This window comes from Alteromonas sp. ASW11-130 (assembly GCF_026183735.1).
Taxonomy (GTDB): Bacteria; Pseudomonadota; Gammaproteobacteria; order Enterobacterales; family Alteromonadaceae; genus Alteromonas.
Genome location: NZ_JAPFRE010000027.1, coordinates 438,503 through 462,141 on the forward strand (window position 1 = coordinate 438,503; position 23,639 = coordinate 462,141).

Annotated in this window: 26 protein-coding genes; 14 read left to right on the top strand and 12 right to left on the bottom strand. The window is 42.8% G+C overall.

Features of this window, described 5'->3' with window-relative positions; genetic code table 11:
• Nucleotides 1-73 precede the first annotated feature (73 nt).
• Together OPS28_RS11095 and OPS28_RS11100 are read right to left on the bottom strand one after the other, a co-directional pair.
• Nucleotides 74-1,486: a sodium:solute symporter family transporter gene (locus OPS28_RS11095; protein WP_265609520.1), complete on the bottom strand. Its 1,413-nt coding sequence runs from the start codon at nucleotides 1,484-1,486 to the stop codon at nucleotides 74-76.
• A gap of 1 nt (nucleotide 1,487) precedes the next feature.
• A complete protein-coding gene (locus OPS28_RS11100) occupies nucleotides 1,488-1,907 on the bottom strand; it encodes a hypothetical protein (RefSeq protein WP_265609521.1) in 420 nt (139 codons plus the stop codon).
• Nucleotides 1,908-2,048: 141 nt separating this feature from the next.
• On the opposite strand from OPS28_RS11100, the gene OPS28_RS11105 reads away from it, so the two are divergent.
• The gene (locus tag OPS28_RS11105) at nucleotides 2,049-3,287 is read left to right on the top strand and encodes a Zn-dependent hydrolase (RefSeq protein ID WP_265609522.1); all 1,239 of its coding nucleotides are present in this window, start codon (nucleotides 2,049-2,051) and stop codon (nucleotides 3,285-3,287) included.
• Between the two features lie 2 nt (nucleotides 3,288-3,289).
• On the opposite strand, the gene OPS28_RS11110 is transcribed toward OPS28_RS11105, so the two are convergent.
• Nucleotides 3,290-4,948, bottom strand: coding sequence for an FMN-binding glutamate synthase family protein (locus OPS28_RS11110; RefSeq protein ID WP_265609523.1), 1,659 nt, complete (start codon nucleotides 4,946-4,948; stop codon nucleotides 3,290-3,292).
• 318 nt (nucleotides 4,949-5,266) lie between these two features.
• On the opposite strand from OPS28_RS11110, the gene OPS28_RS11115 reads away from it, so the two are divergent.
• The 3 genes from OPS28_RS11115 to bfr (OPS28_RS11125) all read left to right on the top strand — a co-directional run bounded on the left by OPS28_RS11115 (nucleotide 5,267) and on the right by bfr (OPS28_RS11125) (nucleotide 7,933).
• Nucleotides 5,267-6,850, top strand: coding sequence for a cation:proton antiporter family protein (locus OPS28_RS11115; RefSeq protein WP_265609524.1), 1,584 nt, complete (start codon nucleotides 5,267-5,269; stop codon nucleotides 6,848-6,850).
• Nucleotides 6,851-6,989: 139 nt separating this feature from the next.
• Nucleotides 6,990-7,466 carry a bacterioferritin gene (bfr, locus tag OPS28_RS11120; RefSeq protein WP_265609525.1) on the top strand — a complete coding sequence of 159 codons (477 nt, stop codon included), beginning with the start codon at nucleotides 6,990-6,992 and terminating at the stop codon, nucleotides 7,464-7,466.
• Nucleotides 7,466-7,933 (top strand): bacterioferritin, encoded by a 468-nt coding sequence (bfr, locus tag OPS28_RS11125; RefSeq protein ID WP_265609526.1) that lies wholly within the window; start codon nucleotides 7,466-7,468, stop codon nucleotides 7,931-7,933. The genes bfr (OPS28_RS11120) and bfr (OPS28_RS11125) overlap by 1 nt, the downstream gene beginning before the upstream one ends.
• On the opposite strand, the gene OPS28_RS11130 is transcribed toward bfr (OPS28_RS11125), so the two are convergent.
• Nucleotides 7,930-8,328 carry a hypothetical protein gene (locus OPS28_RS11130; RefSeq protein ID WP_265609527.1) on the bottom strand — a complete coding sequence of 133 codons (399 nt, stop codon included), beginning with the start codon at nucleotides 8,326-8,328 and terminating at the stop codon, nucleotides 7,930-7,932. The two genes, bfr (OPS28_RS11125) and OPS28_RS11130, sit on opposite strands and share 4 nt — an antisense overlap.
• 299 nt (nucleotides 8,329-8,627) lie before the next feature.
• Between OPS28_RS11130 and ccoN the strand changes: the two genes are divergently transcribed.
• From ccoN to rssA, 10 genes are all read left to right on the top strand, one after another.
• Nucleotides 8,628-10,061, top strand: coding sequence for a cytochrome-c oxidase, cbb3-type subunit I (gene ccoN, locus OPS28_RS11135; RefSeq protein WP_265609528.1), 1,434 nt, complete (start codon nucleotides 8,628-8,630; stop codon nucleotides 10,059-10,061).
• Nucleotides 10,062-10,072: 11 nt separating this feature from the next.
• Nucleotides 10,073-10,678 carry a cytochrome-c oxidase, cbb3-type subunit II gene (gene ccoO, locus OPS28_RS11140; RefSeq protein WP_265609529.1) on the top strand — a complete coding sequence of 202 codons (606 nt, stop codon included), beginning with the start codon at nucleotides 10,073-10,075 and terminating at the stop codon, nucleotides 10,676-10,678.
• A gap of 1 nt (nucleotide 10,679) precedes the next feature.
• Nucleotides 10,680-10,853: a cbb3-type cytochrome oxidase subunit 3 gene (locus OPS28_RS11145; protein WP_169211595.1), complete on the top strand. Its 174-nt coding sequence runs from the start codon at nucleotides 10,680-10,682 to the stop codon at nucleotides 10,851-10,853.
• Between the two features lie 4 nt (nucleotides 10,854-10,857).
• Entirely contained in the window at nucleotides 10,858-11,814 is a 957-nt protein-coding gene (gene ccoP / locus OPS28_RS11150) for a cytochrome-c oxidase, cbb3-type subunit III (RefSeq protein WP_265609530.1), read from the top strand.
• Between the two features lie 88 nt (nucleotides 11,815-11,902).
• Nucleotides 11,903-12,382, top strand: coding sequence for a FixH family protein (locus OPS28_RS11155; protein ID WP_265609531.1), 480 nt, complete (start codon nucleotides 11,903-11,905; stop codon nucleotides 12,380-12,382).
• Between the two features lie 6 nt (nucleotides 12,383-12,388).
• Nucleotides 12,389-14,755, top strand: coding sequence for a heavy metal translocating P-type ATPase (locus OPS28_RS11160; protein WP_265609532.1), 2,367 nt, complete (start codon nucleotides 12,389-12,391; stop codon nucleotides 14,753-14,755).
• A 9-nt stretch (nucleotides 14,756-14,764) separates the two neighbouring features.
• Nucleotides 14,765-14,956 (top strand): cbb3-type cytochrome oxidase assembly protein CcoS, encoded by a 192-nt coding sequence (gene ccoS / locus OPS28_RS11165; RefSeq protein WP_265609533.1) that lies wholly within the window; start codon nucleotides 14,765-14,767, stop codon nucleotides 14,954-14,956.
• Nucleotides 14,949-15,614, top strand: coding sequence for a sulfite exporter TauE/SafE family protein (locus tag OPS28_RS11170; RefSeq protein WP_265609534.1), 666 nt, complete (start codon nucleotides 14,949-14,951; stop codon nucleotides 15,612-15,614). Before ccoS ends, OPS28_RS11170 begins: the two co-directional genes overlap by 8 nt.
• Before the next feature lie 268 nt (nucleotides 15,615-15,882).
• Nucleotides 15,883-16,809, top strand: coding sequence for a tRNA 2-thiocytidine(32) synthetase TtcA (ttcA, locus tag OPS28_RS11175; RefSeq protein WP_265609535.1), 927 nt, complete (start codon nucleotides 15,883-15,885; stop codon nucleotides 16,807-16,809).
• A 2-nt stretch (nucleotides 16,810-16,811) separates the two neighbouring features.
• Nucleotides 16,812-17,714 (top strand): patatin-like phospholipase RssA, encoded by a 903-nt coding sequence (rssA, locus tag OPS28_RS11180; RefSeq protein WP_265609536.1) that lies wholly within the window; start codon nucleotides 16,812-16,814, stop codon nucleotides 17,712-17,714.
• Between the two features lie 4 nt (nucleotides 17,715-17,718).
• Here rssA and OPS28_RS11185 read toward each other — a convergent pair whose 3' ends face one another.
• From OPS28_RS11185 to OPS28_RS11220, 8 genes are all read right to left on the bottom strand, one after another.
• Nucleotides 17,719-18,351 carry a DUF2987 domain-containing protein gene (locus tag OPS28_RS11185; protein WP_265609537.1) on the bottom strand — a complete coding sequence of 211 codons (633 nt, stop codon included), beginning with the start codon at nucleotides 18,349-18,351 and terminating at the stop codon, nucleotides 17,719-17,721.
• A complete protein-coding gene (locus tag OPS28_RS11190) occupies nucleotides 18,348-19,139 on the bottom strand; it encodes a glucosaminidase domain-containing protein (protein ID WP_265609538.1) in 792 nt (263 codons plus the stop codon). Before OPS28_RS11190 ends, OPS28_RS11185 begins: the two co-directional genes overlap by 4 nt.
• On the bottom strand, nucleotides 19,132-19,887 hold the full coding sequence (locus tag OPS28_RS11195) for a hypothetical protein (RefSeq protein ID WP_265609539.1): 756 nt from the start codon (nucleotides 19,885-19,887) through the stop codon (nucleotides 19,132-19,134). The genes OPS28_RS11190 and OPS28_RS11195 overlap by 8 nt, the downstream gene beginning before the upstream one ends.
• Nucleotides 19,888-19,990: 103 nt before the next feature.
• Nucleotides 19,991-20,629, bottom strand: a complete 639-nt coding sequence (locus OPS28_RS11200) for a LysE family translocator (protein ID WP_265609540.1) — start codon at nucleotides 20,627-20,629, stop codon at nucleotides 19,991-19,993.
• Nucleotides 20,630-20,632: 3 nt separating this feature from the next.
• Nucleotides 20,633-21,409 (bottom strand): Sir2 family NAD+-dependent deacetylase, encoded by a 777-nt coding sequence (gene cobB, locus OPS28_RS11205; protein WP_269468670.1) that lies wholly within the window; start codon nucleotides 21,407-21,409, stop codon nucleotides 20,633-20,635.
• The gene (locus tag OPS28_RS11210) at nucleotides 21,348-22,187 is read right to left on the bottom strand and encodes a sulfurtransferase (protein WP_265609542.1); all 840 of its coding nucleotides are present in this window, start codon (nucleotides 22,185-22,187) and stop codon (nucleotides 21,348-21,350) included. Before OPS28_RS11210 ends, cobB begins: the two co-directional genes overlap by 62 nt.
• A 67-nt stretch (nucleotides 22,188-22,254) precedes the next feature.
• On the bottom strand, nucleotides 22,255-22,902 hold the full coding sequence (locus OPS28_RS11215; protein ID WP_265609543.1) for a MarC family protein: 648 nt from the start codon (nucleotides 22,900-22,902) through the stop codon (nucleotides 22,255-22,257).
• Between the two features lie 69 nt (nucleotides 22,903-22,971).
• A complete protein-coding gene (locus OPS28_RS11220; RefSeq protein WP_265609544.1) occupies nucleotides 22,972-23,637 on the bottom strand; it encodes a hypothetical protein in 666 nt (221 codons plus the stop codon).
• Nucleotides 23,638-23,639: the final 2 nt, after the last annotated feature.

Here is a 23,639-nt window from a genome sequence, read left to right on the forward strand (position 1 = left end):
ACGGACTTACACAGCTCGTTATAAAACAAACATAAACTAGAAAAGTAAGCACAGATTCGGATAAATACATGCGTTACTCCTGAAGGCTATGCCACGTAAAAATAGATTGGCTGCGCCATATGCCAATGCGACAAATAGCTAATGAAATAGCGCATGAGGTAATGGCCGCCACGTAAAACCCAATTGTAAAATACCCGATCAACCCAGCGGCGGTGCCGAATGCCATGGCAAGTGCGGCATAACCACCGCTGAGTTTTGGCTGATAGATACCATAAACTATAGGCCAAATCGTGGCTGCGACGAATGCCCCAGTAAAGTTTAATAACGCACCTAATGTAGTGAGCTTTAGTGCAGCTACACACCATGTTGAAAGTCCCAATCCAATAACGATTAGCCTATTGATTTTGAGAAGTTGATTGGACGATGCTTTGGTCATAAACACTCGCTTGGCGATATCCTGGGTTAGGAGATCCGAAGTTGCGGCGAGTAAGGAATCCATACTGGATGCTAATGCTGAAAATACAACGATAAAAATAAACACTGCACCTATTTTGCCCAGTAGCGCAGCAGCTACCATAGGACCAACCATATCAGCGCTAGGGGGCGACACGTTTAGACTGCTCGCCGCCAATGCAATGAAACCAGTAACAATTGGAATGGGAAGCCACAGTAATCCGGCGGTTAAATAAGACTTCTTACCAATTGACGGGGCGAACGCGAATGCTCGCGACCACCAAACATTGGAGTGAAATATTTCGCCGATGCCGAAAAATACATTATTAAAGAAAAACATGATGGCCGCGGGGAAAAGCAAATTTAATAGTTCTGGCTGACTGGCAGTAAGATTGCTGTGAATGGCAGTAAACCCAACTTGGTCTATACATACCCAGGCGATAAAAACTACACCAACAATAATCACGATAGACTGTACAAAATCGGTAGCGATAACTGCTTTGAGCCCGCCCAACAGCGTATAGACCACACAAATAACTAATATAGCCGTCATGCCGGTATAATAATCCAGCTCGCTCAACGAAGATAATAACAACCCTCCAGCCATACCTAGACTGACTAGCCAACCTAGGGCGTAACACAAAGAAATCACCATAAACGCAATCCAGGATGCTTTACCGTAGCGTCGATAAATAAAGTCGCCACTGGTAAACCCGTTGGGGAGGAGCGCTTTAATCTTCGCTGCTAACGGCGCAAACAGGATTAATCCTAATGCGGCCATGCTGTATCCCAACATACCCCAGATACCAAACTGATAAGTTAGCTGAGGAGCCACCAACGTGGTATTGCTCGTGATCCATGTGGCCATAGCGGTTGCAGTCGCCATAGCGAATCCGACGTTTCTGCCGGCTAATGCGTAATCGTCAATAGTTCGATTGTTTCTGCCCAGATACCATCCCCATACGATCCAGACGATACCAAATATTATAAGGATACCCAGCGCATTTGATGAAGCCAGTGTGAATTCAGTCATCTTAGGCGCGGGTCCCATTCTGCTTGATCAAGGTTAATACGAGGTAAGCAAACATCAATGCACCGAGCGCAAATAGTATGAAGGCAATTTTTAGTGAGTAATGGCGAACTTCAACAGTTCCGATTAGATAGTTTTTATGTTGATGAGTTAGCTGCACTTTATATTGGCCGTTAGCCAAACCACTCACTACCCATCCCTGCTCTGCTATGACTGGGTAAGATACTTGAACCTGGCCATATTTATCAATAATTTGAAACTGGGTGAAATTACTGAAGTCTGATTGCCACGATATCGTAAGGGTACCGTCATTGGAGGTAAAGCTCTGGGGACCTTCAGCCGCAATTACTTGCGCTGTAAATATTAAAATCCCAGCGAAAAGTATAAAGTAATTGCTCGTAAAGCACAGGTTTTTTGGCTGCATTCGTTCCCCTTTCCGATACTTTAAATTAGCCTACTAATAATTTGCACTGAATTCAAAGTCAAACTACCTTCTATGTATTTGGTGGTCGTTCAGATCTTGTGACGAGTGAATTGTCGCTGGCTTTTTTGCTAAAGGATTATTATGTCATTACCCGCTGTAAACCTAGATAGATTGCGGTCAGACCTATTTTCTTTATTTACAATAGGCTATGACCCTAAGACTAAAGGAGTAACCCGCTTAGGCTTTACTAAAGCAGATAGCGAAGCGAAGAAATGGTTAATAAATAGATTTGAGAACGAAGGGTTTTGCGCAAGTATCGATCATGCTGGAAACGTTCGTGGTCGTATGGACAATAAAATAGTCAATCAAGTTGTCGCTACAGGATCGCATATCGACACAGTGATATCGGGTGGGATGTTTGATGGAGCGCTGGGTGTATTAGCTGGCCTGGAAGTGATGCGAGTTGTTAAAGAAAACAATATTGAGCTAAAAATACCCTTGGAGGTATTCGCGTTTGCAGAAGAAGAAGGTCGATTTGGTGGCATGATGGGAGTACAGGCTCTTATAGGCGAACTCACACCACAATGGATTTTAAAGGCACACGATGTGAACGGTGTGATGCTGGAAGAAGAGCTGAAAAAAGCAGGTCTTGATCCGTTAAGTGTACTTGATGCAAGGGTTGAATCCGACTACTTCAAAAGCTTTATTGAATTGCATATAGAGCAAGGCCCCGTGTTGGATACAATAAAAAAACCTATTGGCGTAGTGTCATCTATCTCTGGCGTATACAAATGGATAGTACGGTTAATCGGAAAATCGAACCACGCCGGAACAGCGCCAATGAATATGCGCAGCGATGCTTTTATGGGGTTGGCTAACTTTGCAAATGAGATCCCTCGAATTATTGATGAAGAAGGTTCGGATAAAAGTCGCTTAACAGTAGGAAAAGTCGATTTAAAACCAGGCCACGCCCATACGGTACCTGGCGAAGTGGAATTTACATTAGTTGGCCGCGACGTGGATACTGAAGTTATGCGCGCGCTAGCCGATAGTTGCCGAAAGGTGCTGTCTGCTATCGCCAGAAAACATAAACTCATGTTCGAGTTTGAGCAGATGAGTTGGCTTGATCCACAACCTATGTCTGACAAAGTGATCAGTTTAATCAAAACAGAAGCCCAGAATCTCGAATTGCCATTTGAGATTATGCCCAGCGGGGCTGGACATGACGCACAGCATATGGCAAAAGTTACTGAGGCGGGGATGATATTTGTTCCATCAGTAGCTGGCGTCAGTCATGCACCTGACGAATGGACACACTGGCAGGATATTGAAAAAGGCGCTAACCTGCTGCTGCGTTCTTTACTGCAACTAGCCCGCTAATTTTATGCGTGCTCCTCTTTAACGCTATGTTTATCTACTGCTTCCGTGGACTCCTCTACTTCCGCTAAATGACTGGCTGGCATAAAGGTTTCAGCAGTGGCTTCTTTAACATGAATTGCAAAGGGTTTTGGCACGTTATCACCTAGCAAACTGCCTTTGCGAATGAGAGGAAAGAGTTCATCGTAGCGTTTAATAGTGGCTTGGTCGACTCGCCTAAATATATGCGTTCGGTTTAACTGTTCAACTGATGGATGACCCGTGGATGACAGAATATCTACTAACGCATGCATGGTTTTTCGATGAAACTGGTAAACTCGTTCGTATTTGTCTTCCACACTAAGCCCTCGCGCTAACAATGGGTCTTGCGTGGCTACACCTGAAGGACAGCGGTTGGTATTACAAGAAAGCGAATGTATACATCCTAATGCCAGCATCATCCCTCTGGCACTATTGCAAATATCAGCGCCTAAGCTTAGGTTCTTAATTACGTGAAACGCAGTAATAATCTTTCCGGACGCAATAATTCTAATATCATTACGCAAGTTGAATCCTACAAGACAGTCTTCAACGAATGCTAGAGCTTCCCGAAGTGGAAAACCAATCGAATTAGTATATTCAAGAGGTGCCGCACCTGTACCCCCTTCGCCTCCATCTATTGTAATAAAGTCGGGCTTGATACCAGACTCATGCATCGCTTTACATATGGCGATAAATTCACTTTTGCGTCCCAGGGCCAGCTTTATGCCAATCGGTTTACCCCCAGAGAGTTCTCGCAACCTTTTGACAAAATTGAGTAGCTCAATTGGCGTAGTAAAAGCAGAGTGTCGCGCAGGGGAATCGACTTGAGTATAAGGCTCTACCCCTCTAATTGTGGCAATCTCTGGAGTGTTTTTATCCGCGGGTAAAATCCCTCCATGACCCGGCTTGGCGCCCTGAGATAACTTAATTTCAATCATCTTCACATTTTTAAGGTTCGCCTTTTCTTCAAATTTTTCTGCAGAAAAGGTGCCATCGTTATTCCGGCACCCAAAGTAACCTGTGCCTATCTGCCAAACTAAGTCCCCCTCGCCACTTAAATGATAAGGAGATATCCCGCCTTCCCCTGTATTATGATAAAAATTCCCTTTTTTTGCGCCGCGGTTTAAAGCTAGTACGGCATTCGCGCTTAAGCTACCGAAACTCATCGCAGAGATGTTTAAGATACTAGCACTATAGGGCTGTTTGCAGTCGGGCCCTCCCACTACAATGCGCGGGTCTTTATCCATTTCTTCAACCCCCATAGCCGAAAGCGAGTGTCCAATCCATTCATAACCATCGCGATAGGTATCCATCTGGGTTCCAAAGGGTATTGTTTCCCGAGCTTCTTTAGCCCGTTGATAAACAATCGACCGCATCATACGACTAATGGGTTTCCCGGAGGTATTATCCTCTATCAGATACTGTTGAATGTAGGGGCGCAGGCTTTCTATCGTCCAGCGAACGCGTCCTATTAAAGGAAAGTTTCTTAAAACGGTATGTTCTTTCTGAATGCTGTCAAACGTGGCTAGCAGCAAGAGATACCCTGTCAACAATAATAATATCCAAGCGGGTTCCCACAAATAGCCAAGACCAATATTGACTACAACGAGAAGGATAAGAAAAGTAAGAATTCTTAAACGCACAATTGAATCCAGTCAGGAATTTCAATTGAGTATGGCTCAAAAGACGTGTTAGATCAGACAAATACAAGTAATTATTACTTTCTCGTTAAAATTAGCCTGCTATTAACTATTTGTATCACGTTATGTCCCCCCCTTCAGACTGGTTACGCGTAACGAATTGATGCAGGGAATACTCGGGCGAACTAGCAAATGAGCGTAATTTTTAACCGATTAGCATGGAGTTTATAAAAAGTCCCGTAAAGACGTTTTACATTACCTTCAACTTGTCGCATTCTAAATCCAAACCCGATTGAATCCGTTTATGGAATTTCGTTATTTATGGAATACTCGTTTTTATTGTTTGCATTTGTTTGTGGTTTAACAGTAAAGCTTTTTGGTATTCCCCCTCTCGTTGGTTACCTCGCCGCTGGCTTTTTACTCAATTTTGCCGGATATTCGTTAACAGAACCCCTTACTGCCATAGCTAATCTTGGCATTACCATCATGCTTTTTACTATTGGCTTAAAGTTGAACTTTCGAGACCTAAGTAGATCTGAAGTGTGGGCTACCAGTGCGGCGCATACGTTACTTTGGTCTGCGATAATCGGCGTGTTATTGTTTTTCGCCACAATGGTGCTCACCGCCTATATTGGCGCAGTAGATTGGCAAAGTGCCGCTCTTATCGCTTTTGCGTTAAGTTTTAGCAGTACTGTTTGTGTCATCAAAGTACTTGAAGAAAGCGGAGAAAGTAAAACTCGTCATGGCCGTCTTGCTGTCGGTATATTGGTCATGCAGGATGTTTTTGCAGTGATATTTTTAGTGGTTGCTACAGGTAAAATTCCATCTATCTGGGCCTTGGCACTACTCACCGTGATCCCTGCATTACCGTTAATAAGCAGAATAATTAACCAATCAGGACATGGCGAATTACTCCCTCTTACTGGTTTTGTCATCGCTCTTGGGGGATATCATTTATTCGAGTTGGTTAATATAAAGGGTGATTTGGGTGCATTGATAGCCGGATTATTAATAGCTCAACACACTAAGTCCACAGAAATGGCTAAATCACTTCTCAGTTTTAAAGACTTGTTCCTGATTGGCTTCTTCTTGTCTATTGGTCTAACCGCACTACCTGATTTACCGATGTTATTACTTGCGTTAGGCTTATGCTTACTATTACCTATTAAAGCTGGTCTCTTTTTCTGGCTGTTTACAATGCTTAAACTGCGCGCACGCACGAGTTACCTAACTACGCTGGTATTAAGTAATTTCAGCGAATTTGGTCTAATCGTAGGTGCAATGGCGGTGTCGCTTAATATGTTAGCGCCTGATTGGCTGATCATTATTGCAATTGCTGTCGCTATTTCATTTGTCTTTACCAGCATTATGTACCGCTCATCGCATTCTCAGTATCACCAATTCAAAAGCGTGATCAAGCGTTTTGAACGAGATGAGCGCCTCGCCGCCGATATTTACCCTGTAATAGATAGAGCGCGATTTTTGGTTGTGGGCATGGGACGTGTGGGCTCCGGCGCATTTCAATCGTTAGACAAACTTGTTCACACGAATGTATTTGGTATGGATGCCGATCGCGCCAAGGTAAAGAAACTTCGTGAAGAAGGAATGAATGTTATTTGTGGCGATGGCGAAGACGTGGACTTGTGGGACAATCTTGATATCAGCTCAGTGAAACTAATTCTTCTTGCCCTACCCTCTATAGAAGATGTCAGCAATGTGACTAAACAGCTCAATAACGCAGGCTACAAAGGAAAAATTGCAGCCATTGCCCGGTATGAAGATGAAGTAGAATACTTATTGAATCATGGCGTAGATAAAGTCTTCAACTTCTTCACAGAAGCGGGCTTAGGTTTTGCAGAAGAAAGTCTTGCTTTCATAGGTGAAGAGTCGCGTAGTCACGCATGATCAACTGCCGCTAACTTAAATAGGAACAAAGGCTTGATTGATAACCATTACTGTTTGTATGTATATGTTTTTTCTGCATTTTTTGACATAACATAGTTCAGCTTCTATAATCTGATTATACTGTTCAAATAGGATGTTTATGAAAGGCGACAAAAAAGTGGTAGCCAGGCTAAACGAGGTGCTTACCAGTGAGCTTACGTCGATCAATCAATATTTTTTACACGCTCGCATGTTTAAAAACTGGGGGCTTAATGTTCTTAATGAGAAAAATTATAAAAAATCCATCAAAGACATGAAACAGGCCGATGTTTTGATCGAGCGCATTTTGTTTCTCGAAGGTCTTCCAAATTTGCAGGCTCTTGGCAAACTCTATATCGGCGAAGAAACTGAGGAAATGTTGAAGTGCGATGTTAAATTTCAGCTCGAACAGATACCTTTGTTAAAAGATGCCATTGAACTATGCGAACTGCAACAGGATTATGTTAGTCGTGACTTACTTGAAGATATCCTCGCATACGAGGAAGCGCATTTAGACTGGTTAGAAACTCAAGCGTATCAGATTGAAAATATGGGCATCGAAAATTATCTACAAGCACAAGTTTCAGGAGACGAATAATGAAAGGTAATAAAAATATCATCAAAGCGTTGAACGAGTTGCTTGCATACGAATTGGCAGCCATGGATCAATATTTTATTCATTCAGAAATGTACGAAGACTGGGGTTTGCGTAAACTTTATGAACGAATCAATCATGAATTTGACGACGAACGCGGGCATGCAACAAAATTAATCCAGCGCATTCTATTTCTTGAAGGCACACCGGATATGACCATACGTACCGGCTTTCAAGTCGGTAAAGAGGTTCCTGAGATGCTGGAAAGTGATTTGCGCGTAGAGTACGAAGTGGATAAGAAATTACGTGAAGTGATTGCTGTGTGCGAAACTGAGAAGGATTATGTTACCCGAGATATGCTCGTTACGCTGCTTGATGATACAGAAATGGATCACGCCTACTGGTTAGAAAAGCAGTTAGGGTTGATTAAGCGGATTGGCCTGGAAAATTATTTGCAATCTCAAGTCTAGCTTCCTGTACTAAATAATAGTAAGGCTGGCTCAGGCTGGCCTTCAAATTGAAGTGTCATTTTCCATTTCATTTTTGGCTCACTGCACGCGCCTAACATAAACCACCCCCGCCATTTCTTAGCAGTGACTTTTTCCTGTATAATAGGCAACGTTCCCATGTACATGTTAATGCCTTCTATTACAGCTCGCTCAAGCTTGAACGCCTGTTCTGAACCTATTAACAATTCAACCCGTTCTTCAATAACAGGCATTGTTGATAACGTTAGGTGAAAAGCCTGATTTCCCAGTACAATTTCGCATTCAGAATTGACAAATTGGCAGTGATTGCCTAGACCGTTAGAAGATAGATTGTTTGATACTTTTTCCTGAGGTCGGGGTTTATTAATTAGGATCAAAAGAATCACTATGAAAATGAGTACTATGAGGCTCAATATTTGTAATGACTTTGTTAACTTAAGGTGTTTCATTAGGCTTTTTCGTAAATAGCGCGTTACATTTTAAATTATAAAGAATCCGCATTACTTTTAAGGTTTCTTTTTGAGGGTAAAAACTTTATCATCCGCGTTCCGAAAAGACCGTAATTATAGCTTTTTGTGACTTTATAATAAAGTTTAAACCGTGGATTACTTTACACGAAAGAACAAGACTTTACATTTGAAAACCCTCTTATCGCTGAAGTGGAAGATTCATAAAAATGAGTGAAATTAGCCAAGCACAGCCAAACTACAATTATAAAGTGGTTAGGCAATTTACCATTATGACCATAATATGGGGCATTGTTGGTATGGGCGTTGGAGTATTTATTGCTGCGCAATTATTTGCCCCGGTGCTGAACTTCGATACTCCATGGCTGACGTTTTCGCGTCTACGTCCATTACACACTAACGCAGTTATTTTTGCTTTTGGTGGCTGCGCCCTGTTTGCTACATCTTACTACATTGTACAACGAACCTGTCAGGTGCGATTGTTCAGTGACAAACTGGCGGCCTTTACGTTCTGGGGCTGGCAGGCGGTGATTGTCGCTGCCATTTGTACGCTTCCATTCGGTATCACTTCAAGCAAAGAATACGCTGAATTGGAATGGCCTATTGATATCCTAATTGCACTGGTTTGGCTGGCTTATGTAATTAACTTTTTCGGAACGTTAATTATTCGAAAAGTTTCGCATATATACGTTGCAAACTGGTTCCTTGGTGCATTTATGCTTACCGTTTTGGTACTACATATCGGTAACAGCATGGTTATTCCCGTTTCATTTACTAAATCATATTCCCTGTATGCGGGTGCGGTAGATGCAATGATGCAATGGTGGTATGGCCATAACGCAGTAGGCTTCTTTCTAACAGCTGGCTTCCTGGGCATGATGTATTACTTTGTACCCAAGCAGGCAGGCCGCCCTGTTTACTCTTATCGTTTATCGATTGTCCATTTTTGGGCGTTGATTTCACTGTATATTTGGGCTGGTCCTCACCACCTCCATTACACTGCGCTACCTGATTGGACACAGTCGTTAGGAATGGTGATGTCAATCATTCTGTTCGTGCCCTCCTGGGGAGGCATGATAAATGGTATTATGACCTTATCTGGCGCATGGCATAAACTTCGCACAGATCCAGTTCTGCGCTTCCTTATTGTGTCACTTTCCTTCTATGGTATGTCTACCTTTGAAGGGCCCATGATGGCAATCAAAACCGTAAATGCGTTGTCGCACTACACGGACTGGACCATCGGCCACGTACATTCAGGTGCATTAGGCTGGGTTGCAATGATATCTATTGGTTCGGTATACCACCTTATTCCAATTTTGTTTGGCCAACCCGGAATGTACAGTACACGTTTAGTGAACGTTCATTTTTGGTTAGCTACCATAGGTGTAGTGCTTTATATCGTAGCAATGTGGATGTCTGGTGTTCTGCAGGGCTTGATGTGGCGCGCAGTTAATGCGGACGGTACATTGACTTATAGCTTCGTAGAGTCGCTTGAAGCATCTATTCCGTTTTACATTGTTCGCTTCATTGGCGGTCTTTTTGTGGTCACTGGTATGCTAGTAATGGCGTACAACACCTATAAAACGATTCGTGCACCCAAAGGCACGTTAGCCCCCGATCCTGCCACTCAAGCAGCATAAGGAGTCAGGACATGAAAAATACACATGAGTTAATTGAAAAGAACGTCGGCCTGCTAACTGTTTTAATTTTGGTCGCTATTAGTTTAGGTGCGATGGTGCAAATTACGCCATTAATGTTTCAACAACAAACAATGGAACCGGTTAAGGATTTACGTCCTTATACGGCTCTAGAGCTTGAGGGGCGGGATATTTACATCCGTGAAGGTTGTGTGGGTTGTCATAGCCAGATGATTCGGCCGTTCCGTGCTGAAACAGAACGTTATGGTCATTATAGCGTTGCGGGTGAGTCGGTTTGGGAGCATCCCTTCCTGTGGGGCTCAAAACGTACTGGTCCAGATCTGGCACGTGTTGGTGGCCGTTATAGTGATCAGTGGCATATCGTCCATTTGCGTAACCCGCGCGACGTTGTGCCCGAATCTAACATGCCTGGTTTTCCTTGGCTTGATGAAAACGTGTTAACTGGCGAGCTAACGGCTAAGAAAATGGAAGTTTTCAAAGGGTTTGGCGTGCCATACACCGATGAAGATATCGCCGGCGCTAAAGAGGCTGTAAGGGGTAAAACCGAAATGCAGGCTTTAGTTGCTTACCTACAGTCCCTTGGCACACATTTGAAATAATATGGATCAGGGTACTGTTGGCACAATTTTTACGTTGGTAGTTTTTGTTTGCTTTATTGGGGTAGTGCTGTGGGCCTTTAGTAGTCGTAATAAAAAGAAATACGATGAAGCCGCCAACCTGCCCTTTGCAGATGAAGAACAAGATAAGATAAAAAAAGATAATCGGGAGTCGTGAGCTCATGACCATGTTTTGGACAATCTGGATTTCAGTTATCACACTGGGTTCCATTATTGGTTGCTATGTTTTATTGCGCTGGTGCTTAAAAAATAACGCGGGAGTACCAGAAGGTGAATCGATGGGCCACGAATTTGATGGCATTGAGGAGCTAAACAATCCTCTGCCAAAATGGTGGACCTACTTATTTTATGTGTGCATAGTTTGGGGTTTCATTTACTTAGCACTATTTCCTGGGTTAGGCAGTTTTGATGGTTTACTAGGCTGGAAGAGCTCCCACCAAAACATCCAATCTTTAGAAGAGTCTCGTCAGAAAAGCCAGGCTGCGAAAGAATCTGGGGCACTAGTTAAATACGACCGAGAAATGAAGTTTGCTGAGGAAAAATATAATCCTATTTTTGAAGAATATGCGAAAGTACCAGTTGAAGAGCTAGCGAAGGATCCCAATGCATTAAAGGTTGGTCAGCGTTTATTTGCGCAAAATTGTTCTCAGTGTCATGGTTCCGATGCACGCGGCCAAAATGGCGGTTTTCCGAACCTGACTGACGACGATTGGTTATATGGTGGTAGCGGTGACAAAATTAAAGAAACGTTACTTAATGGACGAAAAGCTGCAATGCCAGGCTGGATAGATGCTATGGGCGAGCAAGGAATTAAAGAAACGGTGGCGTACGTGCTTAGTTTAAGTGGCCGGGACACTGATCAACAGCTACGTAAAGCAGGTAAAGCGCGTTTTGCAGCTTGTGCAGCATGCCACGGCCAGGATGGTAAAGGTAACCAAATGCTAGGTGCCCCTAATCTTACCGATAATATCTGGTTATACGGTGGCAGCGAGCGTGCAGTGACAGAAACGCTTACTCACGGAAGAAACGGTGTTATGCCCTCATTCAAAGACACGCTGGGTGAAAACAAGATCCATGTCGTAGCGACTTACGTGTACAGTTTGTCTAACCCGAATTAATCAGATTGACATGATTAAGTAAAAAGCCTCGTTAACCAGAGGCTTTTTTTATATATAATTCCATTGATAGTTTTACTGGATATTCGATATGCATTCCCCTTGGTACAAACAGTTCTGGCCGTGGTTTTTGATCGCCATTCCGTTAGCGTCTTTCGGTATGGGATTTTTAATCCTTCATTTGGCAACCAACACTACAGATAGCTTGGTAGTGGACGATTATTACAAAGAGGGTAAAGTAATTAATGCTCGGCTGGATAAAATAGAACAGGCGCGTAAAAAGGGAATTAAAACTACGCTTTTAATCAATGATGGATCTATTGCCTTGACCTTTACTTCAGGCATGCCCAGAGATGGTCAGGCGCTGAAACTTAGCTTTTATCATGTCACATTAAAGGCCAGAGACGTTTCATTACTATTGAGTCAAGATGCAAAAGGCGTTTATCGAGGATTTACTGAAGCACCGTTAGATGGTAAATGGAAAATTTCTGTAATGCCTGTAGATGAAAGCTGGAAAATCCAACAAACTGTCACCCTTCCCCATTCCGGCGAGTTTATTTTCAATCCATAGGTTTGTATGTCTTCTACTTGCTTTCATTGCGGTCAGGCTAACCCAGCTGATACACCTTTTACAGTTACGCTTTTAGGGCAAAAGCGCGAAGTGTGCTGTCCCGGCTGTGAAGCCGTCGCAACAGCAATCAAGGAAAATGGACTTGAAGATTATTATCAATTTCGCACTGAAAAAGCGACTAAGGGTGATGAATCTATTTTAAGTAGATTAGATAGCCTTAGTGTATACGACGATCCCGACCTTCAGGAGGATTTTGTTTATCAAACCGAAGACGTTAAACAAATACAGCTGACAATTGAAGGAATCACTTGTGCGGCTTGCGGATGGCTTATAGAAAAGCAGCTCTCTAAAGTAACGGGTATACAGCAAATAGCCGTTAACATTGCAAATCGTAGAGCATTAATTAGTTGGCATACGAAAGACATATCTTTAAGCCAGATTCTAAAAACGCTACAAAAAATTGGGTACAAAGCATTACCTTTTCAGCCTGATGAGCATGAAAAGTCGTTCAAAGCTGAAAATCATCGCTTTCTAAAGCGTCTGGGCTTAGCCGGTTTGATGACTATGCAGGTGATGATGCTCATGGCGGCCCTGTATTTTGATTGGTTTGGCAATATCGATTTAGAAACAAAACAGTATTTCTACTGGGTGGCATTAGTGTTAACCACCCCTGTAGTGTTTTATTCGGGTAGTGTTTTTTATATTGGTGCGTTAAAAGCACTTTCTGCTCGCACTGTAAATATGGACGTACCCATATCCATTGCGGTGTTAGCGACGTTTTTTGCCGGTCTCAAGTCGACTCTATTTTCCCAAGGCGAAGCCTATTTCGAGTCGATTTGTATGTTCATTTTTTTATTACTACTCAGTAGGTATCTGGAACATCGTAGTCGGTATCGAGCCGCGACCATCTCGGCCAATATGCAACAGTTTGTGCCCGTTACAGCGAACATATTAGATGAGAATGATAAACATGTTCGTGGTTTAGCAAAATCGCTTAAGATGGGTCAGCGAGTTCTAGTTAAACCTGGCGAAACAATCCCCATCGATGGCGTTATTATTGAAGGCAGCGCCGATATAGATGAATCGATGCTTACTGGTGAGTTTGAGCCCGTTCACAAACGCGTTGGCGATTCTGTGTACGGCGGCACAGTAAACCGTGTCGGCAGCGTTATCATTGAGGTAGAAAAAACCTTAAAAGAAGCGTTGGTGAATCAGATCATTCGGATTCAGGATGCAGCCATGGCAGTCAAACCTAAAGCTGCTCAGATGGCAGATACTTTTTCCCAATATTTTGTAGTGGCGGTATTGCTCATAGCCTTAGGTAGCTATTTGTATTGGTCGATCATTGGAAGTGAACAGGCGTTTTGGATTGCTATTGCAGTATTAGTTGCGACTTGTCCATGTGCGCTTGGGTTAGCGACCCCAACTGCCCTAACTTGCGCTATGGCTAAACTTAATAAGAACGGCATTTTACTCAAACGGGCCGAAGCGTTAGAACAAGTCAACTCAATTGACCTTATAGCACTTGATAAAACTGGTACGTTAACGGAAGGTAAATTCTCAATACAAAACAGTTGGGTTGAGCAAGGTATCCACGTTGAGCATGCCCTGACAATCGCAGCCACGTTGGAATCTCGCTCTGAGCATCCCATCGCCAATGCTTTTCGTGTCAATCAACTTCTCAGATTAAATGACTTTAGAGTGACGCCAGGATGTGGCGTCAGCGGAACAATCGACGGTAATAACTATAAAATAGGCTCGTATGCTTTTGTATCCGCGGAAAATGACCACCGCCCCATTCAAGCGAATGTATATTTGAGTCGCAACAATACGTGCATCGCCTGTTTTGAAGTGACAGACCAGTTAAAAGATGATGTAAAAGAAACGCTTAGCAAATTCGAGCAGCAATTAATCATTTTAAGCGGCGATCACAATCGTCAAGTAGAACAGATTGCAAAGCGAGTAGGTATTTCTGAATTTTACGGTGACCATACTCCAGAACAAAAATATCAACTGGTTCAATCACTTCAGCAACAGGGCCGTAAGGTTATGATGCTAGGTGACGGCATCAACGACACCCCCGTACTGGCAAGTGCAGACGTGTCCGTTGCGGTTGGCAACGCAACGGATATTGCTAAATCTACCGCCGATGTTATTTTGCTGAAGGACAAAATAAATTTGCTACCAACACTATTCAGTGTGTCAAAACAAACAAAACGCATAATACGACAAAATATCATGTGGGCAGTAGGCTATAATTTGTGTATCTTACCGTTTGCGGTAAGTGGAATATTAAGCCCGTGGATGGCTGTGATCGGAATGTCATTAAGCAGTATTATCGTTGTTTCAAACTCAACCAGAATCTTAAAATAGTCTTCATCAATGAGCATTATATACGTACTTATACCGCTGGCGGTCGTTATTATTGCAATTGCAATTGCGGTATTCTTTTGGGCGGTAAAATCCAATCAATTTGAAGATTTGGATCGCCAGGGTTACAACATTTTGTTCGATGATGACTTATCTCCAGAAGAAAAAAAATTAGCCGAAGAAAGAAAAAAACGGAATGAATGAGCTCAGCCTGACCTCAGCATTTCTCATAGGTTTAGCTGGCGGTGTGCATTGTTTAGGGATGTGTGGTGGTATTGTCGGCGCTTTTAGAATGCTTAGCCCCTCGAATGAAAATATTGGTTGGTATTCTCTATCCTATAATGTGGGCCGGATAAGTAGTTATACAATAGCGGGTATTATTGCAGGCACCATGAGCAGCTTATCTGTGGCCGTCATGCCAGGGTCGAAGCTGATTCTATTTATCTTAAGCGCCTTCATGTTAATAGCGATGGCGTGCTATCTTGGCCAATGGTGGAATGGATTGGTAGCTATTGAAAAAGTGGGGAGTAGAATTTGGACAATCGTGCAGCCATGGTCGAAACGATTCTTACCGTTTAAAACACCATTGCACGCCCTTCCCTACGGTTTCATCTGGGGCTGGTTACCTTGCGGATTGGTATATTCCACGCTGACCTGGGCGCTTGCTTCAGGCAGCGCGGTTTCTGGCGGCCTGATCATGTTGTTTTTTGGTTTAGGCACCTTGCCCACTATGTTTGCCGCTGCGATTGGCATAGAGTGGTTGATGAAAGGTTTAAGACACCCTATTTTAAAACAAGTAATCGCAATCAGCCTTGCCTGTTTTGGTTTGTTCCAGCTATATTTTGCCACTCAACATTTCTAATCATAATTCAGTTGATATGGTAGAGGCTATTATGATGCAACTATTATCCAATAATCTCTTATTTATAACGTTAGTCCTACCGCACGGATGAGAGAATTACGTGGCCCGATAATCGCCTAATGATAAGACGAACTAAGAAGGAAGGGTGGTAATCGATGTAAATCCTACTGAAGCTGTTTACTGAAGCTTTCTGCTATAAAATTCAACAGCAAAGATTAATACGCTCTAGTATAATACCCCTCTGAATTTTTTGAGGTACACCGTTAATATGTCTTCAGTAGTTGCAACCAACTCAGCTGCATCGCAAAGTAAAGCGAAGTATAGTTTCAACAAACTGCAAAAACGTTTGCGCAGAAATGTCGGCAAAGCGATCGATCAATTCTCTATGATCGAAGATGGCGATAAAGTCATGGTGTGTGTTTCGGGTGGTAAAGACAGTTACACATTATTGGATATATTACTCTACATGCAACGTATCGCACCAATTAGCTTCAGTATTGTCGCTGTTAATCTTGATCAAAAACAACCTGGATTTCCGGAACATGTTCTTCCGGACTACCTTTCGGCGTTGGGTGTAGCATACAAAATTGTTGAGGAAGATACATATTCAATCGTTAAAGAAAAAATTCCTGAGGGCAAAACGACCTGCTCACTCTGTTCACGCTTACGTCGCGGCATTTTGTATCGCACCGCTACGGAACTAGGCGCCACCAAAATAGCGCTAGGCCACCATCGTGATGATATGATCGAAACGTTGTTCTTAAACATGTTTCATGGCGGGAAATTAAAAGCGATGCCCCCTAAACTGGTCACGGATGATGGTAAACATATCGTAATTAGGCCTTTAGCACTTTGTTCAGAAAAAGATATTGAACGCTACTCTCACGAAGCTGATTTCCCGATTATTCCCTGTAACCTGTGCGGTTCACAGGAAAACCTGCAAAGACAGAACATCAAGCACATGCTACAAGATTGGGACAAGCGTTTTCCCGGTCGGATAGAGTCAATGTTCAGAGCAATGCAGAACGTTACGCCCTCTCACCTGGTTGACGGCAATCTTTATGATTTTAAATCAATTACTACATCAAATGGACCAGTAGTAGATGGCGATATTGGATTTGACGCGCCAGATATGCCACCCTCTAATTTGAATGACGAAGATAACATTGTACAGATAGTAAATATAACGGACTAACAATGAAAATTGGCTTAGCGCTTGGCGCTGGTGCAGCGCGTGGTTGGACACATATCGGGATAATTGAAGCACTTGAAAAAATAGGTGTGCAAATTGATGTTGTCTCTGGTTGCTCTATCGGCGCTTATGTAGGTGCCGCTTATACCAGTGGTCGATTACAAGAGTTAAAAGAATGGTCTTCCTCTTTAACTGAATGGCAAGTACTTTCGTTAATGGGTGTGGGTTGGGGCCGCGGTGGTTTAGCCACCGGAAATAAGGTGTTTAAAAAGCTCAGTGAAGATCTATGCGCACCTACATTTGAAGAGATGAATAAACCTTTAGCCGTTGTAGCGACGGACTTGTACTCGGGTCGAGAAGTGGTTTTTAAACGGGGAGAAGTGGGTAACTCTATTCAGGCTTCGTGTGCTATCCCAGGTTTATTCAGCCCAGTTGCATATGGGGATCGCTGGTTAGTGGATGGCGCGGTTGTTAATCCCGTCCCAGTAAATTTATGTCGCCAGATGGGTGCTGATTTTGTAATTGCTGTGAATTTAGATTCAGATTTTCGTCCCCAACGTTTAAAAAAAGAAGTAGAGGAACACGAAGAAGCACAGCGAAAGACCGATACTTTTTTGAATAAGGGACATAACGCTGTACGCCAATGGTTCTCTCCCGAGCCCAAAGAAGACAAACTTTTGCCTCCCAGCATTTTTAGCGTGATTAGCAGTTCCCTAGAGATCCTGCAAGCGCGAGTGACCCGATCGCGTTTAGCTGGCGAGCCCCCCGATATCCTTATCGAACCCCGCTTAATAGATGTCGGTTTGATGGAATTTCACCGCGCGGCTGAAATGTGCGAAAAAGGCGAAAAAACAATTCAACGGTTAGCTGAGCAAATCCGTTTTCAATTGATGTTGGAAGCAGACTGATTTTTTACTTTGATGCGATTGCAGTAATTCGGAGTGGTTTAACGGGTAAATTCAACCCTTTACCATGCTCAAACCAATCTTTATCAAGACGAAGCATACCATTTTGAATATGCGGCTCTTCTTTAAAAACGTGATCCATATAAGGGTCTTCAAATTGGATATTCAATCCTTGCACCGTCGGCATCATAAACGACAAAAAACTACCCATTTCGTTGAAAAACGCTGTGTATTGGTCCAACAATAGCTGTAGTTCTTCATTGCTATAACTTTTCTTTAGGTAGGCTGGCTTTGTTTCAAGCTGAACAGACATATCGCAGACATTCGCAGGTTCTGCTAATGAAATTTCTACTACCGCATCAGCCAATTTGAGCGCTTTTTCGTTTTGTACAGTAAATCTATATTCGTCAGTAATCTTTAATGGCATCGTTTGTTTAGGCGTTACGATTTGTGCCGCAGTAATATTACACAACCGGCCCTCACCTACCCTTAAAAAACCGAAAGCGAATTGCAAAGCGTTAGTGTCTTCAGAGTTGAGCTTACGGATGTGACTATAGAAGCGACTGTACTCAACCTGTAATGTCTCTGCGAAGATAGGAAATGAGAGGCATCCTAATAAATAAATTATTACTGCTTTCATTCTGCCATATACTCCTGGTTGAAGTTGATCATTGATTGTAGTTCTTCCACGTACGCAGCGCCGCGTTCAGAATAATTAAGTAACCCTTCAGCAAGCGCATAGCCGGTAATAGGCAGTTGATTTTTACGCAACCGTGCCCTTATCTGGCGAAGCTCTTTGTATGCGTAATGACGATTTAGGTTACGCATATAAGTATAGGTTGCTCGAGACAAGTTGGGGAATTTAGCAACTTCATGGGCCGCTCCCTCATTGCGTTCTGCAGGAACAAAACCACAACCACGTTTAAAACACCACAAACCAAAAAAGTTGTACCCTTGCTGAGCAAACCGTGAGGTTCCCCATGCCGATTCATTCGCTGCTTGAGCCATAACCAAATCGGCTGGCAATATGTCAATTTTAAGCAATAACGCTTCAAGTTGCTCTGGTAGCATCAGATCTTTAGTTATTCGATACTCTTTCACCAACCAAGCTACTCTCTCGCTATCTTCTTCATTTAAGGTTTTCCCGCTGCTTAGCTGTCTTTGCAATGTTTGAATATAGTGCCTAAGGGTCAACAGATACTCATTTTGTTTTTCCACTTCAGGCTTTAGATAACTAAAGAAAGCGGCTTTACGCTTTTTAACATTTTCAAAAGCTGAAAAATCCGGAACCGGTTTTTCAGCTTGTTTAGTTTGTGGTACGTCAAGTAAATCAGGCTCTTTGTCAGTAAATAACCACGCATTGAAAACGATAATTATCAATACACCGACCGCAATCAGGATAATTTTTAGGGTTTCCAATTTATGCATTAAAATTGGCCTCTTCGTTGTCGTCGATATTAATCTCATCGTCTGAAGGTGAGCCAAATAAATCGTCGTATAACAAGGCCAGTGTGACATAGTAGAAAGGCATTACTACTATCAGGGCTATACCAAAAGTCAGGATAGTTAGGAAGAAAAGGACAGTGAACAATCCGAATAACGCAAGGAAGCCTGTGAAATACTGATTTACCATTTTACAGGACAACACCAACGCGTCTGCTACCCTTAATTTTTTATCTACAATCAAAGGTAAAGTAAATGAAGTGGCAATAAACAAATAAACGCCAGGGATAATGAACAGAGCAAGTCCAATTTGCACGAAGGTAGAAATAACCAGTTGCGCCAACCCTAGTACCAATCCGAGCGAGAAATAGCTGACAATCTGAGACGGATGCGCGGCCTGACCGCGAACGCAACGAATACATATCATCCACAGTCCCGCGATTAAAGGAGAAATAACAAATATCCCAACTACATCTAGAACAGATTGTTGCACAGCAGTTAATTTTTGTACCGCTTCAATACCGACAAAATTAAGTAGTATGAACACTAAGGAAGCAATCACAGCGATTAGCATCAAGCATGCACGGAATACTGTAGAAAACCGCTTTTTACATATTGACGCAGCACGTTTAATTAGTTCGGTTAAATCGAATTTATATTGTCCTTTAAGCGACCGAGCCATATGCTCATTACTACCAGGCTTATCATCTTGTTGTTGGTTGCTTGCTGACACCAAAAACCTCATCACTACTTAACATCGCGACGCAGTATACCTTATCTAACAGATAAAACGTAAATGTTCATAGTTCTAGTCTATGCGGGTAAAAAGCAGTCGGCTAGGTCCAAACCAGCTTAGCTGCCAGGCCAATAAGTAATACGCCCATGATACGGTCAAGCCAGTAGCCTTTTGTCCCAATTAAAGTTGCTACCTTATTAGTGCTGAGCAAAAAAGAAAGAAAGCAAAACCAGGCACCAGTAGCAAATGCTAGATAAACACCATAAAATGTCTTAACCGATAGCGGTGTTTCCACACTGATAATTGCGGTGAAAAGTGACAGGAAAAATAAAGTCGCCTTGGGATTGAGCCCGTTCGTTAGAAACCCCATCCAGAGCGCTTTTTTGAGGCTTATCGCATCGTCTGATTTCCCTTGTTGCAATTCATTTTGATTAACAGATTGCCGATTATTTGGACCACTTCTTATCGCCCCATATGCCAGGTAAAGTAAATAAGCTGCAGCAAGATAACTGATTGCTGCGTATAGCCAAGGTGTCGTTTTGATTACAACGCTTAGCCCAACCAATGAATAGGCAACGTGCAGCAGTATGCCCAAACCGATACCAACGCTAGTCCACATAGCAATTTTACGTCCATATGCCACACTGTTTCGGACGACAACCGCAAAATCAGGCCCCGGGCTTGCTACCGCCACCAAATGTACTAAAGCTATTGTGATAAATTCATCAAGCCACGGCATAGGTTACTGGTCCTTAATTGGTTTTAGAAATTCTTTGACAAATTCAGGGACGACGGTCGAGGCTTTGCCGTGAATTGAGTGTTTGAAGTTTGTATGTTGATAGCTTGGCTCCAGATTCAGTTCTATCGAATCAGCGCCGAATTCGTTAGCGATATCGACGAATCCAGCTGCTGGATAAACTTGACCTGATGTACCTATAGATATAAATAAATCTGCCTGACTTAACAACTGATGGATCTCTTCCATAAACAGTGGCATTTCACCGAACCAGACGATGTCAGGCCGTAAACCATTTTTCGGCATACAGCAACCACAACGACTATTTAGGTCAAGGTCGTCGTTCCATACTACTGCCGCATGGCTTTTTAAACACCTGGCCGATCGTAATTGCCCATGCATGTGGAATACGCGCTGACTACCCGCTCGTTCATGTAAATCATCAACATTCTGTGTAATCAGCGCAAACCTATCACCTAAAACCCCTTCCAGTTCAGCGAGCGCGTTATGCGCGGCATTCGGTTGGATTTTTTCATCCCGAAGTTGCTGGCGGCGCATATTGTAAAAGTGATAAACCAAGTTAGGGTTGGCAGTAAAAGCCTCCGGGGTGGCAACGTCTTCGATCCGAAAATTTTCCCATAAGCCGCCGCTATCGCGAAAAGTTTTGAGGCCAGATTCGGCAGAAATTCCTGCACCGGTAAGTACCACAACCCTTGGAAAATTAGCCACCGACGGCCTCCACCGGGCATTCTTCGCAGCTTCCCCACTCAGTCCAAGAGCCATCATAAACACTAACTGCATTGGCGCCACACATTAATGCGGCCATACCCACGATACAGGCCGTGACTCCTGACCCGCATAACACAATCAAGGGGGAGCTTAAGTCAATTTCTGCTTTCGTAAACTCTTGTCTTAACGCCACTGTTTCTTTAAATCTATTATCTTCGAGCACTCTGCTGAAGGGTAAATTTTTAGCCCCTGGGACATGTCCGCTTACTACACCATCTCTAGGTTCCTTCGTTTTACCGAAAAACCTTTCCGAACTTCTCGCGTCAATAATTTGAATAGGTCCAGATATAGCTTCTAAAACAGTAGATTTGTCAACGAACCAATTTGGCTGTGCATTCGCTTCATAAAGGCGATTACGTCCCGGTGACGCAGGCTCCGCATTTAACGTAAGGCCTAAATCCTTCCAAGCCGGTAAACCACCATTTAAAACACGTACGGACTCATGGCCTAAAGATTTTAACATCCACCAAACACGCGCCGAGCTAAAAATACCTTTATCGTCGTAAACCACAACAGGCGTGGTTAAAGCTACTCCGAGAGAACCAAGATAATGACTCAGTTGGTCAATAGATGGCAGAGTGTGCGGCAAAGATGAATTACGATCACTACCCTGTCCATCCAGATTGAAATTTCTTGCCTGCGGCAAATAGTCGTGATTCTCTATTTTTTCAGCGTCGCCAAAAGGATCTCTCATTTCAGCGCGAAGTACCACTACACGTGTGGAAAACAGTTCATCATTTAATTGTTCTGGATCAATAAGGAATGGGTTCATAACAGTTTCAGGCTATATAGTTTTTATTCGTCAATCATACAATCGATACAACCTGGCTGTATAGTGATCAACTGGCATTAAGCTGGAGCGATATATCAAAGATGATAGGTTTGATACCGGCAATGATGAACTCTACTGCAATAACCATGATAATCAACCCCATCAAACGCATCATAACTTTGATCCCAGTATCACCTAATAATTTAATTAATGCGCTGGCGAAATACAGCACCCAATAGGTGATGAATAAAACCAGAAATACCACCGAAAACAAAATAATTTGGCGTTGTAGGTCGAAAGCGTCGTCCATTAATACTATTGCATTGGTTAACGCTCCTGGACCACAAATCATAGGTATTGCCAACGGAGTCACAGAAATATCTTCCACATAACTTTTTACGTCATCTTTACCCACTTTGACGCGAGATAAACGCGCTTGAAGCATATCCATACCCATAATTAGAAAGATAATACCGCCTACTATGCGAAAACTATCAACTGAAATGTGAAAAAAAGCGAAAAGAAGCTGCCCACCCAATGCGAAGCAGGAAATGGTGATAAAAGACACCACCAATGCCTTACGAGCAGTTTTGATTCTTTGTTGCGCGGATAATTCAGACGTTAACGTCATGAAGATAGGCATAACACCTAGTGGATTAATTAACGTAAAAAAGGACGTGAAACATAGTAATGCATAGGGCAACAAGTCTTGCATGACAACGCCTGCGAATGAATGATGACAATTATGAAGAAGTGTAGCAGTTATGCTAAATAGCTGAAATATTTATTGTAGTTGGGCGCTGAGATTCTCTTTGTAGACGACTTCCGGTACGCGAAGGTATAATCGAGGAGACCAGTTGGTACGTTCTTGTTTGGCCGAAAATACACCTTTTGGCACGACGCTGGGGGGCTGCTGTGGAACGATACTCAAAATACCTCTTTCATCACGCTTTAACGTAAACTTATTAACCTGAACTGCATCACCACCATCAGTATTTAACGCTACATATACAGCAATTAACGCGCCCTCTTCCATGACACACGTCACTTCGGGTGTTGCACTATGCTCATCATAAAAAGGAAATACATAAAGGGATTTATACAAATAATGCTTTTGAATATAGTCACTATCTACAAAAAGAGTCAGCTCTTTATTTATCTGCGTAACCTTTTTCTCATTTAGCGCATCTTGTTCATGATAGGTCGCTTGTGCAAAACGTTGTATAAAATTAACCGCATCATCAGCGGACGCATTAAAAGCACACGAGTATTTTTCTTTGACGCTAGGTCGGTGATTGACTACTTTAGATGATGAGTTTTGCTCAGGGGCTGGTACTTTATTAGCTTTCGATGTGTTAGGAACACTAGTTTCAGGCACCGCCCACTCTTTGAACTGAGTAAGCGAGCAGGAACAAATAAGTAATGCTGATAGTAAAACACAAAACCTCATTA